We start from the raw sequence: 13,797 nt of genomic DNA, 5'->3' as shown, positions 1-13,797 counted from the left end.
CGGTTTCGCCTTTCCGCTGCAAAACGCCGCGTTTGGGCAGACGTGCCCGATGCTACCAATCGACGAATGATATGCCAGTAACCTACAAAGATTCCGGAGTCGATCTCGATCTGTACGCTCAAGCGATGCAGCGGTTGCCCTCCCTTGCCCGGCGAACGTTCAGCCCCCGCGTGGTTTCCAACGACGGTGGATTCGCAGGGCTGTTCAAGCTCGACTTCTCCAGCCCGCTCTTCTCCCGCAACTACGAAGATCCGATTCTGGTTGCCGGAACCGATGGCGTTGGCACGAAACTAAAAGTCGCTCAGATAACAGGCCGCCACGATACGGTGGGAATCGATCTGGTGGCGATGTGCGTCAACGATCTGATCTGCACCGGCGCCGAACCGCTCTTCTTTCTCGATTACATCGCGATGGGACGCGACGATGCCGATCGGTTGGAACAGGTCGTCAAAGGGATCAGCGACGGTTGCCTGCAAGCCGACAGTGCGCTGTTGGGTGGCGAGACCGCGATCATGCCCGACATGTACGCCGCCGAAGATTACGACCTGGCCGGGTTTGCCGTCGGCGTCGTCGATCGTAAACATTTGGTCGATGGCAAATCGATCGTCCCGGGAGACAAGATCATCGGCATCTCCAGCGACGGCATCCATTCCAACGGCTACAGCTTGGTCCGCAAGATCATCTCGCACGCCGGGATCGCCCTGGATGCCTGTCCAGCCGAACTGGGCGGCGCATCGGTCGCCGATGAATTGCTGCGACCGACGCGGATCTATTCGTCGATGCTACGTCGCGTGCTGGGGCACTACCGCGTCAAACATGTCGTCCACGGAATCGCTCACATCACCGGCGGCGGGCTGCACGAGAACCTCTCGCGGATCTTGCCGAAGACCGTCGATACGGTGATCCAACCCGACAGCTGGCCGATGCCGCCCGTCTTCCCTTGGTTGCAGGGATTGGGAGACGTCGCCGATGAAGAGATGCAGCGAGTCTTTAATATGGGATTGGGGCTGGTCTTGGTCGTCAGCGATTTCTACGCTGCCAAGATCATGGAACTGGTGCGGGCTGGCGGATGCGAGTGCACCGAGATCGGCCATGTCGAAGCCGGCAGTGGTGAGAGTCGATTTGCATGATCTGTGATGCTGCATTGTTGCCGCTGCTGAATTCGTCGCTGCCGCTGGCCGTGGCGCAGATGACGACATCGACCTTCTGGTTGCTGGGCGTGGTTGTCGCCGTCTTGGCGATCCTGCTGTTGACCGGCCGCTTGTTGGAACGACGGCAGAGTTCGATGATGAACCCGGCGCTGCTGCAGCGGTTCAACCATCGCGTTCGCGTCTGGTTGATGATGTCGGCGATCCTGGTCTTCGCCTTCTTGATGGACCAATTCATCCGTGGCGTGACGGTGTTGCTGTTCGGATTTGTTTCGTTCTGGGCGCTCCGCGAATTTGTCACGATGACCCCGACGCGGCGCGGCGATCACCGAACGCTCTTCTGGGTCTTCTTTATCTTCACGCCACTGCAATATGTGCTGATCGCCTTGGGCCCGGCCTATTACGGACTCTACAGCATCATGATCCCGGTCTACGGATCGCTGTTCATCCCGGCGCGAAACGCATTGGCTGGCGATTCGAAGCGGTTCCTGGAACGGACCGCCAAGATCCAAGTCGGTCTGCTGATCTGCGTCTATTCGCTCAGCTACGCCCCGGCGATGTTGGACCTGAACCTCAGCAGCAGCCGCAAGGTCCAGTGGGATGGCAGCCCCGTTAGCTTGCTGTTCTTCTTCATCCTGATCGCCCAGATCGCCGACGTGCTGCAGCAGGCTTGGAATCGATTCGCCGGCGTCCACGTGATCGCCAAAGAGATCAACGCCAGTCGCACCTGGGAGGGACTGCTGGGGAGCATCGTTTTGACCGGAGCGATCGGCGCGGCACTCTGGTGGGCGACGCCGTTCGAATGGTACGAAGCGGCGGTGATGTCGATGATCGTGGCGATGATGTCATCCGCCGGCACGATGACCTTAAGTGCGATCAAACGCGATCGCGGCGTGACCGATACCGGCACCTTGGTTCAAGGGCACGCCGGGCTGTTGGACCGCATCGACAACGTCTGCTTCGCCGCTCCCGTCTTTTATCACCTGACCCGCTACTTCTTTTCCGTCTGATCCAATCGTGAAACTGTTCGACACCCACGCCCATCTCGATAACCCACGCTACGACGACGATCGCGACGCGTTGATGCAGCGATCTCGCGACGCCGGTGTCGTCTGCACCTTGGCGATGGGAACCACTGCGGCGTCGAGTCGCAAATGCATCGAGATCGCCGATCGCTACCCCGACGTCTACGCCGCCGTCGGAATCCAACCGACCTACGTCGGCAAACCCGATGCGGGCGATTGGGACGAGATCGTCGAACTGGCCAAGCATCCGCGCGTCAAAGCGATCGGCGAGACGGGACTCGATTGCTACTGGGACGACAACGCGCCGCTGCCGCTGCAGCAGACGCTGTTCCAGCAGCACATCGAACTCTCCCGGCAGACCGGACTGCCGTTTATCGTCCACATGCGAAACAGCGAAGCCGAGGTTTTGCAGGTGCTGCAAGACGCGGGCAAGCAGGGGCCGGTCAACGGCATCATGCACTCGTTCACCGGCGACTGGGAACTGGCGCAGAAGTGCTTGGACCTGGGAATGGATATAAGTTTCGCCGGGATGGTTACTTTCAAAAAGTCGCAGGATCTGCGCGAAGTCGCCGCCAAGATTCCCGCCGACCGGATCCTTATCGAAACCGATTCTCCCTACCTCACGCCGCACCCCTTCCGCAGCAAACGTCCCAACGAACCGTGGTATGTTCAGCACACGGCGGAGTGTTTGGCCGAGGCCCGCGGCGTTTCGGTGCAGCAATTTGCCGATCAGACGACGCAGAACGCTTGCCGCCGGTTTGCTATCGCGTTGGACGCCTAAAAACCAGCGAATCCGTAGCTCCACCAAACAACTTCGCGTTTCGATGCGTACTGTCAGGTTCGAGCCCACGCTGCAAACGCCGCCACATCTCTCCCCCTTTCCCCAAAGAAAAGCCGACGATGCTTGAACTTGTTGACGTGAAGAAACAGTTCCCTCAGCCTGGCGGGGGAACGCTGACGGTTCTGGACATCCCCAAGCTTTCGATCGATGCGGGGGAACAGGTCGTGTTGATCGGCCGCAGCGGCGGCGGCAAGTCGACGCTGCTGCACACGATCGCGGGGATCACCAAAGCGGACGGCGGCCAGGTGATCGTCAATGGCTACGACATCGCGCGGCTCAGCGAAGCCGGTCGCGATAGGTTCCGCGCCGGGGCGATCGGTTACGTCTTCCAGACCTTCAACCTGCTGGGCGGGTTTACGGCGCTAGAGAACGTGCGTCTGGGGATGACTTTTGGCAGCGGACGCCACGACATCGCGCGGGCTCGACATCTGTTGGAACGCGTCGGGCTGGCCGATCGAATGCACTACAAGCCCAGCCAGTTGTCGGTGGGTCAACAGCAACGCGTTGCGATCGCGCGATCGCTAGCCGGACGTCCCAAGTTGTTGCTGGCCGACGAACCGACAGCGAACATCGATCCCGCGAATCAACAAACGATCATCGATCTAATCCGCGACACCTGCCGCGAGGAACAGGTGGCGTTGCTGTTGGTTACGCACAGCATGCAGGTAGCGGAACAGTTCGATCGGATCGAAAAGTTCGAAGACCTCAATCGCGCCATGGCGACCGCCAGCATCTAAGACGATCCCGCGTCACCCCGCAATCGAACCGACGGAATTGCAAACACTATGAACCTCTTTAAGATCGCCTGGCGAAACGCCCAACAACGCGGACTGTCGACTCTGCTGACCACGATCTCGTTGGCTCTTGGAGTCGGCTTGGTCGTGCTGGTGCTGTCGATTCACGGCATCGTTTCGGACGCCTTTCAACGCAACGCAACCGTTGGCTACAACCTGGTGGTCGGGGCGAAAGGGAGCCCGCTGCAGCTGACTCTGAACACGGTCTACTACCTCAGCCAACCCGTCGAAAACCTGCCTTACGACTATTATTTGGAGTTCTTTGGGCAGGAGGAGCGGGAGCGGCAACTGGCGGCTTATGGCGGTCACTTGGACGAACCCGATCGCCCCGGCAAGTTCTCGCTCTACACCGGCAGCGACTCCGGCGGACTCGTGATCCCCGTCTGCCTTGGTGACTACTTTGGCGAATACCGCGTCGTCGGAACAACGCCTGCGTTCCTCGATAATCTGAAGCACGGCCCCGACGTCGACCAGCCTTATGAATTTCGCGAGGGGCGAAACTTCCAAACGCACAGCGAAGAGAACGGCTTCTTCGAAGCGGTTGTTGGATCGCGCGTCGCTTCGACGATGAACATCAAAGTCGGCGACACGTTCAACCCAACCCACGGCGATCCCGATGGCAAGGGGCACGACCTCGGATTCAAGATCGTGGGCGTCCTGAAACCGACCGGCACGCCCAACGACCGGGCGACGTTTGTGAACATGGAAGGCTTCTATTTGATGGAAGGCCACGCCAAGCCGAGCGAACATGGCGACGAAGAGGAAGAAGCGGAAGTCGAAGAGGAAGTTGTCGTCGCCGGCGAAGAGGCTGCGGTTCCCAACACTCCGCTGCCGTTGGACCAACGTGAAGTCACCGCGATCCTGCTGCGTCCGTCGCAGACGATGTTTGCGATGATGTTGCAAAACGTGATCAACGAAGGCCTGCAAGCTCAAGCTGCGACGCCGATCGGCGAGATTTCCAAACTGATGGAACAGTTCGTCGATCCGATCCGTTACGTCCTGCTGCTGATCACCGCGATCACCTGCATCGTCGCCGGCGTCGGAATCCTTGTCAGCATCTACAACTCGATGAACGACCGCCGCCGCGACATCGCGGTGATGCGGGCGTTGGGAGCTCGGCGAGGAACCGTGATGTGGATCATCCTGTTGGAGAGTGGCATGATCGCCGTCTTGGGCGGGCTGTTGGGCTGGATCGCCGCGCACGGCGCGATCGCTCTGGCTAGCGGCACGATCGAAGATCGAACCGGCGTCCCCGTCAACTTCTTCAGCACCACATCAGCTGAACTGTACGTCCTGCCGCTGGTCCTGGGACTCGCCGCAATCGCCGGCTTTGTCCCCGCACTGGTCGCCTATCGAACCGACGTCAGCCGCGCTCTGGCGTCTTAAACGCGAGGAATCAGACCGGTTTTGCTAGCGGGCCGAGTCGCGGCTGAAAACCGGCTCGGCGCGGCGTTTGGCAGGACTATTGGAAGTGTCGGGCGGAAAAAGTTGCAACTATTTTTCGTTGAACGAAACACGCTTGAGGAAAACCTTAAGTGGTCTGCGATCCCGTTGGACTGGGATATTACGCTTCTATGGCGATCAATCCGGCGGGCAAATAACGTTTGAAACCCGCACAAAATCTGCGTTTCTGGAAAATTGCTCGATGTGTACGTGTTGAAGTAGACAAAGGTTCGGATGGGCGTTAATATTCCTTCCGGACAGCAGCTGAGTGGTTTTCTCAAACCTTGGGAAATCGAAAGCTCGGAGATGGCTTTGGCAGCAGGTCCACTTATTACATCTCTAAACCTCATACTGAGTGCATTCGTCGATTGGCGAATGCACTTTTTTTGTTGGCCGAGGGGCCCACTCAATCTAGTCCTCGCGTTGCTCAGCCGCCGGCGGATGGTTCTGCACGAACGACCGCAGGCACTCTTGGAATCGGAGCACTAGCTTGCTCTGGAACCGGTAGGGATTCCAGGCCATCACGATCTGACGCGTCGGTTGGTTGCCGGCGAGCGATCGGTAGATCCGCCGATCCGAAGCGTCCAATGCCCGAGCCATCGCGGGGATCAAGCTGATCCCGTGTCCTAGGGTGACCAGTTCCTGGACCGATGCCAGTTGGCTGGTCCGTTCGACCGAGACCGGTTGCATCGACTTCTGTTGGCAGAATTGCACGATGTTTCGCGTCAAGCAGTGCGCTTCGCCCAACAGTACAAAGGGCATCGCGTCGAGGTCATCCAAGTGGATCTCGGACTGATCGCGCAGCGGATGTTGTGGCGACATCACCAACAGCAGTTCCTCTTCGAACAGGTCTTCGAATTCCAGATGCTTCGCTTCCAGCGGGCGAGCGAGGATCGCGAGGTCGGTCTCGCCATCGGCCAGTTGTTTCAGTAGGACCTCGGTCGTATCCTCCTGCACGCGAACCGTCGCCTCGGGACAGGCTTGGCCGAATTCACGCAGCAGCGGCGGCAGGAAATAGGGGACGATCGTCGGGATGCCTGCCAGCCGGATCGTCCCGGTCTCGCCATCGTCGGTGATCTCGCGATGGACGTCGTCGACCAACGCTAAGATCTGGCGAGCCCTATCGTGCAGGATGTGCCCCGCGTCGGTCAGCGCGATCAGCCGCGGTTGGCGTTCAAAAACCGGCTGCCCCAGTTCCTCTTCGAGCCGCGCGATCGAACGACTGAGCGCCGGTTGAGAGAGTCCAATCGCATCGGCAGCGCGGGTGAAGTTGCCAAACTCGGCGACTCTCAAGAAATTGCGTAGCTGATCGAGTTCCAAAGTGACCTCATTGCCAAAGGTTGGCGGAATGATGTTGGTAGAAGTAACGGGGGCAGAATGATTGAGGCAGAATGATTGAGGCAGAATGATTGAGGCAGAATGATTGAGGCAGAATGATTGAGGCAGAATGATTGAGGCAGAATGATTGAGGCAGAATGATTGAGGCAGAATGATTGAGGCAGAATGATTGAGGCAGAATGATTGAGGCAGAATGATTGAGGCAGAATGATTGAGGCAGAATGATGGAGGCAGAATGATGGAGGCAGAATGATGGAGGCAGAATGATGGAGGCAGAATGATGGAGGCAGAATGATGGAGGCAGAATGATGGAGGCAGAATGATTGAGGCAGAATGATTGAGGCAGAATGTGCGGTGTCGAATGCATATCATTCTGCCCCCATCAATCTGCCAACCTTCCCCTCTAAGTTAACAAAATAAGGTCGAGCGTCCTGCGACTCAGCCCGCAACCGCGAAGGTGCCGAGCGTCAGCGCGCCGCTGTGGGAATCGACAGCTTGGTTGGCGAAGCGGAGTGGTTTGCCTGAGGGCATCGGGTTGGGGATCTGCAATCGCAGTTGGTGCTGGCCGGCGGGCAGCTTTGTCGGATCGAGCGTTTGTTCGAACGTCTTCCGCGCTCCCGGTTGGATCATGCGTGGCGACCAATCGGTCGCCAGTTCCCCAATCAACTTTTGATCGCTGGCGATCTGCAAACGGGCGGTCCAGCCATGGTGATAAAACGGAGCGATCCCGCGGTTTTCGACCGTCACTTGAACCTTGACCGATCCGTCGGGCTGACGCTTCGCCGCCGCATCGACAACTTGCAGGTCGTAGCCCATTTTCTGAACCGCCTCGATCGCCCGCCGATAACGATCCGCATCGGCTTTCTTGCGACTCAACCCCGTGTCCATCATCCAAGTCGCGTGCGTTACGTCGCGGCACTCATCGAAACTCTGCGACGCGGCGGTGCAAGGTTCTTTGTCGAAACAGCAGCCCCAGACCTCCGGCCGAATCTCGCCTCCGATCGGCGCGGTCTGCCAACGCTGCGACAAACCAGCGTGCAACATCTTGGGCCAGAAGTACCAATCGTCTTGCTTCCGCCCGGTGGGGAGTGTCGAATGAGCGAACGAATCGTCGTGGTATCCGAAGGGATAGGTGGTGCTGTCGTAGTAGAGTTCGTCATCGGGGCCGGCGGGATAACGCAGCAGAACCGGCGTCTTTGGGAACGCGGCGACATAGGCATCCAAGATCTCACGCTGCACCTGCTTGCTGGCCCACAGTTCGGTCTTCGGATAGGTGTGCCATTCGCCCCACGTCCCCAACAGCCCTGCGGTGATGTAGGCCAGGCGAGGATCGCCGTCGTAGCGTGCGCCCCAGGCGGCGATGAAATCGGTCATCGTTTTCCGCAGGTTGGGATCTTCGTAGTCGGGAGTCTCGATCGCGGCCGGTGGATGCGGCGCGGTGTTGGTGTTCATGTAATAATGAACCTTCAATCCGCCGTCGATCAGAAATTGTGGGATCAGGTTTTTCCTGCCCGGGTATTCCAAGAAGACACGGACCACGGTCTGCCGGCCGCGCGACGCGATGTCTTCGAGCATCGCATCCATCGGTTGCCAATCGTATTGCCCCGGCCCGGTCACCAGCTTGGCAAGCGGCAGATAATTGAACTCCATGCTGTACGGAAACCGATCCGCCGGCGGATCCTGGTAGGGAACCAAGCCTTTGAGCGGATTGTCGGCAGGGCCCGGGGAGTAGCTGAAATCGGCGGGCGTGAATCGCCACGCCGCGTTCGGCTGGGCAATGGCTGGCGATGCGAAAGCGGCCAGTAAAAGCAAGGCGATCGAAAATGGGAGGCTTGCAAACGGGCGAGTTCTGGTCACGTGGAATCTCCGGTGGTGGCAGCGCGATGTGCCGCAGTCGCCCCTGGTTGCCCTCCTACTTCGCAACGACTTCGATTCGATACGGTTGCGATTGTACCAGTGTCTTGCGCGCCGCAGGTTTTGCCAAGGCGGCGATCTCTTTGTCCGCAGCCGCTTTGGCAGCGGTGATCTGCGTCAGCGTCGCATCGAGAGCCTTCTGTTTTTCGGGATCCTGCTCCGCAGTGCGCTCCGTTTTGGTCGCCTGTTCGACAGAGTCGAGGTGCTTGCGGTACGCGACAGCTCGGGCATGAGCCGGTTGGTTGGGGATCACGCTGACCGCCGCGTCGGATTGCAAATAGAAATCGTAAACGCCCGGCTTGGCATCTTTGGGAACGGGGATCGCATAATCGGCAGTCGCTGTTTTTTCATCGATCGTGATCTCGGGAACCTTCCAGTTGGCGGCCAGCCCGATCGCTTTGAACTTCAGCGGCGTCTTAAAGTCCATCCGCCGCGTGACGTTGCACTTCACCGTGTGCGTCTCTTCCGGCTTCACCTGCGGCGTCGCTTCGGGATGCGTCAGGTCGATCGATGCGTGCGACGAATCGCCGGCCAGGGAAAGCATCAGCGTCGATGTCGTCCGCGCCGCGGCTGCGGTTGTCGTGACGTTGGCGCTTGGACCAACGCAGACGACCGGGATCGCTGTCGTTTGAAATTCCGTATCTCCCATCGTGGCGGTCGCCGTGACGGTGATCGGCGTCGCTTCAAACGCAGCGTGCTCGGCAGCCGACAACAGCAGCGTCGTCGCGTTTTCGCCAGCGGAGATGATCGATGGCCGGGCGATGATGCCGTCGGGAAGTCCAGCGGCTGCGACCTGGATCTCGCCCGCGAAATCTTCGCGATCGACTTCCACAACCAACGGAATCGTTTCTCCCTTGCGAACCGCCAAAGCATTCGAAGGGTAATGGTTGGCGTTGTCGATCCGCAGTTGTTTGACCAGCGCGTAGGCGCGGAACTGGGGCCGCGGCGTCCGCAGCGTCAAGCGATATTGGATCGGTGGGCCGTCGTTGGCGGCACTGAATTGATCGCCCACGCGAATGTAAAACGGACCATCGCGATCGGCTTTAAACGCTCCCGAAGGATCGACGCTGGAGCGATGATATGGATTGGTTCGCTCTTTGTCGCGGGCCGGATGGTCATCGAAAAACTGGACCTGCACCGCGTTCTGCTTTCCGTCTGCAGCGGTGTCGACGCGGAAGATGCCCAGCACCGGATCGCAGGTCTGCCCAAGCCGACTGGCGAACAGATCGACCTTCACCGTTTGGTCCTTCTTCGCGTCGAAGCGATACCAATCGGCATCGCGTCCCGCCCCAAAGATCCCTGAGACTTCGCTGTCGATCGCGATCGGCATCGCTTGTGGATGCGAATCGTTCGGTTCCTGTTCGACGTTCACATCGACGTCGGTCAGCGCGATGCTGTGCCCGTCGACTCGCAGCGTGTCGTCGAGGAATCGATCCATGGTTGCGGTGGTTGGTCGAGCGACGGGCGGAGTGGCGGCTGCCGATTCAGGAGCGGTGATCGTCCGCTGCGACGTCTGCCATGGGCCAACTTTGCCCGTGGGTTCTTCGAGCCCCAGTCCTGTCAGCGTGATCGTTGTTTCGGTGTTCGCTTTGGCCGCGATCGGTTGCACCCAACGGACAACCGGGCCGCGATGCAGTTTGATCGCAAAGAAGGCGTTGTCGCCGCCGGCAAACAGATGGTCGGCGATGGCCAGGTAGTATTTGCCCGGAGCCGGCGGGGTGAACAGCACCACTGGATCTTCGCGAGTCGGGTCGGTTGCCGCTCGCACCAGTCGCCGTCCCGATTCGTCGAGGACTTCGATCTCCAGTTCCGACGCGGAGTCGATGCTGCCAGCAGCGGCTTCGATCACGATCGGGTCTTTGGAATCGAGTTGGATCGCGATGTAAGCGAATCCGCTGGCGCGAACCGTTCCGGTAACCCAGCATGGCAGCGTCGCGACGGCCGCTTTTTCCAGAGTGCTGGTGTCGGCTGGCATCGTCACGACGGGTAGGTCGGTGACGATCAACCGAAGCGGATTGCTGCTGCCGTGAAAACCGTCGGCGCGGACTTCGTAAACGCCCGGCTTCGCTTTGGCGGTGACTTCAAAGTGACCGTAATCGGGCTCGGTCGCTTCCGCCGCAAAGGCCTTGCCCGGGCGGGTTTGCAGTGCCGCGGTGATCGCCGGATCGGAGAACCACAGACGATCGATATCGATAAGATCGCTGCCGACCAAGCGGACTTTGGTCGGTTGGTCGACTTGAATGACTGGCGGCTGAATCGCTCGCAGATGCCCGATCGGGTATTGGGCGGAGACCTGCGTCGACAAGCTCGCCGTGGTCAGCAACAGCGCAAGGGTTAGGAGAGTTCGCATGGTGGGATGGCCTTGCCGAAGCGTTTGCGATCTTGGGAGAGAGGGAACTTCAGGTGTCGATAGCACCGTCGCGATCAATGGTTGGGCGGGAACCCTTCGGGCGGGCGACCGCAACGTTTTGCAGTCGCCCGCGTCGCGGAGAGCGATCAGTGGTTGAACAAAAACTCTTTGGTGTTGATGATCGCCCAGACCAGATCTTCGATCGCAAGTCGGCGGTCGGGTTTGCTGGCCAGGTAATCGGTCGCCGCTTTCGCTTCGGTTTCAATTGGCTTACGCGACAACGCCGCCAGGTAGAGTTCTTCGACAAGGGCGTCGTCGGCCGATTTCTCAGCCGCCAGACGCGCGATGCGACCACCGGCCCCCGTCAGCTTGGACTGCACTTCTTTACTGTTGATCAAGTGCAAGCACTGGGCCAGGTTCGACTCGCCGCTCCGTTCGCATTCGCAGGCACTGCTTCCAGCGGGGCGGCCAAAGACCGACAGGAAGTAGGAGTTAAATCCGTTGTCGGGCAGCTCGTAAGGGCTGGTTCCGGCGGGCATACCGGCGAACTGCGTCGGGACCTCGGTCACCGTGTCGATCGCCGAAAGCAAAGTTTCGGCGGCCAAGCGGCGTGGATAGAAACGCGAGAAGTTCAACTTGTCGTCGGCGTTCCAGTCGTTTGGTTCGCTGGAGCGTTGATAGGTTTGGGAGGTGCAGATCAGATGCGTGAGGGCCTTCAGATCGTATCCCGAATCGACGAACCACTGGGCCAGGCCGTCCAGCAGTTTTGGATTGCTGGCCGGGTTGGTGACTCGCATGTCGTCTTCGGGATCGACCAAGCCGCGGCCGAAGTAATGCTTCCAGTAGCGATTGACGATCGCGCGGGCGAAGAAGGGGTTGTCGGGATTGGTCAACCAATCGGCCAGTTCGGTCCGAGGATCGTCCCAGGCGTCGACGGTTAGCGGTTCGTTGCCAAGGCTGGTCGGCGGAACGGCTTGCTTGTTTTTCGGGTTGGTCGCCGTCGCGTTGCCGGGACGATGCACGACCAACAGCTCACCCGGCGTGTCGCCCGTCTTGCGACCGACGCGCGAGAAGAAGGCGGTCAGCCCGTAATAATCTTGCTGACTCCAGACTTCAAACGGATGGTGGTGGCAGCGGGCGCACTGCAGTCGCAGCCCCATGAATAGTTGAGCTGTATCTTCGGTCAACGATTCGGGGTCTTTGACTTCGCGGTACCAGCCGACCGCCGCGTTGCGATCGGGAGAACCCGATGCGGTCAGCAGGCCGCGGACCCATTGGTCGTAGGGGACGTTGTTGTCGAAGGCTTCGTGCAACCAGCGGTAGAAGGCAAACGTCGACTCGCGATCGGTTGCTGCGTTTCGCTTGTTCCGCAGAATCGCCGACCACTTGGTCGCGAAGTGCGATGCGTAATCGGGGGATGCCAGCAGGCGATCGATCAGTTTTTCGCGACGCTCTGGATCGGTGTCGTCGATGAACTCGCGGGTCTCTTCGATCGACGGCAGGCGACCGACGATATCGATCGTCGCGCGTCGGAGGAACGTTACGTCGTCACAGGTTGGCGATGGGGGAAGCCCCAGTTCCTGCAAGTTTTCGAAAACCCAGCCATCGATCGGATTGCTGAGCGATTCGGGCGCTGGCACTTCCAACCCCAGGGGGATCGACGCGCGGAACACGCCAACGTGACCTTGGTAGCGCGCCATCACCGCAACCGAACCACTCAGTTTGTCGACCGATACGAGTCCCGCGTCGTCGACTTCTGCCATCGACGTGTCGTTCGATTCGAACGCGGTGGTTCGCGTGACATCCTGCGTCGAGCCATCGCTGTAGCGGGCGACGACTGTCAATTGTTGAGCGCTGCCACGCTGCATCGTCATCTCCAACGGCAGCACATCGATTCCGACAACCACGGGATCGTCGGGGCTTCCGTAGGGCATGCCTTGAGCGATCCAGCGACGCATCACGCGGTAGGAAGGACTGTCGGTTGCGACCAGCGATCCGCCACCGTGAGGGACGCCGCCCGATGCTTTCTGCAGCAATAGGCTGTGATCGGGAGAGGTCGGGAAGACGCGGCGGTTGCGTCCTTCGGCGACTAGCCATTCGTAATCTTCCTGCGGTTCAAATCCCAACAGCGACATGCGGAAGCCGTTTTGACCGCCGCTTTTGCCGTGGCATCCGCCGCCGTTGCAGCCGAACTTGGTGAAGATCGGCGTGATTTGATCGGGGAAGTTGATCGGGACGTCGTTGATCAAGTTTTCTACGCGGATGGCGATCTTGGCGGTTTGCTGCGTCGCGTCGTCGGCTCCCAAAATGGCCGCGGTGACGGTGCAGTCTCCTTCGGCCAGCGTGCTGATGTATCCGGTCTCCGAAACGTCGACGATTCCCGCCGGCTGCGGCTGCCACTGAACATCGCGCGTCACGTCGCGGATCTGCCCCGATTCGTAATGCCCCAGCACCACGCATTGTTGTGCGATGTCGCGGCCGCGGAGGGTGATGATGCCATCGACCTCGCGTCCGGTGACGATCTCGATCGATTGCAATTTTCCTGGAGCTCCCATGCCCGGCGGTTCCACCGCAGCGGAGGTCGACTCCGACGTGGCTGGACTCGCCGCGTAAAGAGACCCAACTAGGGGAAGTGACAACAACGCAAGCAGGCAGCACGTCGCACGCATGACTCGAAATCCAAATCGAGGTGACGCGGTCTACTGCATTCAAGGTGGGGCGAGGGGCAGGAAACCGCTGAAGGAGGGCATTTACTGGCAGTCGGAGGGATGATTATCCGCCAACCAGCGGCAGATATCAAGTCTTTCGAGCGATTTCGGTGGTTTTCCGCCAGCCGCTTTGACGCTAGCAATTTCGTGCAGCACGTCTGCCGTAGTGGACGAGGTCACGAGTCCCTTCTCTCTCTCGTCGAACGCTAGTAAATTCGGCGAAGGACTCGTAGCCT

9 protein-coding genes are annotated in these 13,797 nt (G+C 59.6%); 5 read left to right on the top strand and 4 right to left on the bottom strand.

Annotation, left to right across the window (positions count from 1 at the left end; all coding sequences use genetic code 11):
* The first annotated feature begins 71 nt into the window (after positions 1-71).
* The 5 genes from purM (at position 72) to Poly24_RS25935 (ending at position 5,194) form a co-directional block, all read left to right on the top strand.
* Positions 72-1,130, top strand: coding sequence for a phosphoribosylformylglycinamidine cyclo-ligase (gene purM, locus Poly24_RS25955; protein WP_145102377.1), 1,059 nt, complete (start codon positions 72-74; stop codon positions 1,128-1,130).
* Positions 1,127-2,158, top strand: coding sequence for a phosphatidate cytidylyltransferase (locus Poly24_RS25950; protein ID WP_231753356.1), 1,032 nt, complete (start codon positions 1,127-1,129; stop codon positions 2,156-2,158). Before purM ends, Poly24_RS25950 begins: the two co-directional genes overlap by 4 nt.
* 7 nt (positions 2,159-2,165) lie before the next feature.
* A complete protein-coding gene (locus Poly24_RS25945; RefSeq protein ID WP_145102376.1) occupies positions 2,166-2,954 on the top strand; it encodes a TatD family hydrolase in 789 nt (262 codons plus the stop codon).
* 119 nt (positions 2,955-3,073) lie between these two features.
* Entirely contained in the window at positions 3,074-3,751 is a 678-nt protein-coding gene (locus Poly24_RS25940) for an ABC transporter ATP-binding protein (RefSeq protein ID WP_145102375.1), read from the top strand.
* A 48-nt stretch (positions 3,752-3,799) separates the two neighbouring features.
* The gene (locus Poly24_RS25935; RefSeq protein ID WP_145102374.1) at positions 3,800-5,194 is read left to right on the top strand and encodes an ABC transporter permease; all 1,395 of its coding nucleotides are present in this window, start codon (positions 3,800-3,802) and stop codon (positions 5,192-5,194) included.
* Positions 5,195-5,662: 468 nt separating this feature from the next.
* Here the strand turns inward: Poly24_RS25935 and Poly24_RS25930 are convergent, their stop codons facing one another.
* The 4 genes from Poly24_RS25930 to Poly24_RS25915 form a co-directional block, all read right to left on the bottom strand.
* Positions 5,663-6,571, bottom strand: a complete 909-nt coding sequence (locus Poly24_RS25930; protein ID WP_145102373.1) for a LysR family transcriptional regulator — start codon at positions 6,569-6,571, stop codon at positions 5,663-5,665.
* Positions 6,572-7,027: 456 nt separating this feature from the next.
* Entirely contained in the window at positions 7,028-8,446 is a 1,419-nt protein-coding gene (locus Poly24_RS25925; protein WP_145102372.1) for a DUF4832 domain-containing protein, read from the bottom strand.
* 55 nt (positions 8,447-8,501) lie between these two features.
* Entirely contained in the window at positions 8,502-10,853 is a 2,352-nt protein-coding gene (locus Poly24_RS25920; protein WP_145102371.1) for a hypothetical protein, read from the bottom strand.
* Positions 10,854-10,999: 146 nt separating this feature from the next.
* On the bottom strand, positions 11,000-13,522 hold the full coding sequence (locus tag Poly24_RS25915; protein ID WP_145102370.1) for a DUF1549 domain-containing protein: 2,523 nt from the start codon (positions 13,520-13,522) through the stop codon (positions 11,000-11,002).
* Positions 13,523-13,797 lie beyond the last annotated feature (275 nt).

It is taken from the genome of Rosistilla carotiformis, assembly GCF_007753095.1.
GTDB lineage: Bacteria > Planctomycetota > Planctomycetia > Pirellulales > Pirellulaceae > Rosistilla > Rosistilla carotiformis.
This window is presented reverse-complemented; position numbering and strand designations above follow the sequence as displayed.

What these genes read in the sequence shown, in the direction of transcription:
- purM (WP_145102377.1), top strand. Translation starts at nt 72, where the DNA reads ATGCCAGTAACCTACAAAGATTCCGGAGTCGATCTCGATCTGTACGCT.
- Poly24_RS25950 (WP_231753356.1), top strand. Translation starts at nt 1,127, where the DNA reads ATGATCTGTGATGCTGCATTGTTGCCGCTGCTGAATTCGTCGCTGCCG.
- Poly24_RS25940 (WP_145102375.1), top strand. Translation starts at nt 3,074, where the DNA reads ATGCTTGAACTTGTTGACGTGAAGAAACAGTTCCCTCAGCCTGGCGGG.
- Poly24_RS25935 (WP_145102374.1), top strand. Translation starts at nt 3,800, where the DNA reads ATGAACCTCTTTAAGATCGCCTGGCGAAACGCCCAACAACGCGGACTG.
- Poly24_RS25920 (WP_145102371.1), bottom strand. Translation starts at nt 10,853, where the DNA reads ATGCGAACTCTCCTAACCCTTGCGCTGTTGCTGACCACGGCGAGCTTG.
- Poly24_RS25915 (WP_145102370.1), bottom strand. Translation starts at nt 13,522, where the DNA reads ATGCGTGCGACGTGCTGCCTGCTTGCGTTGTTGTCACTTCCCCTAGTT.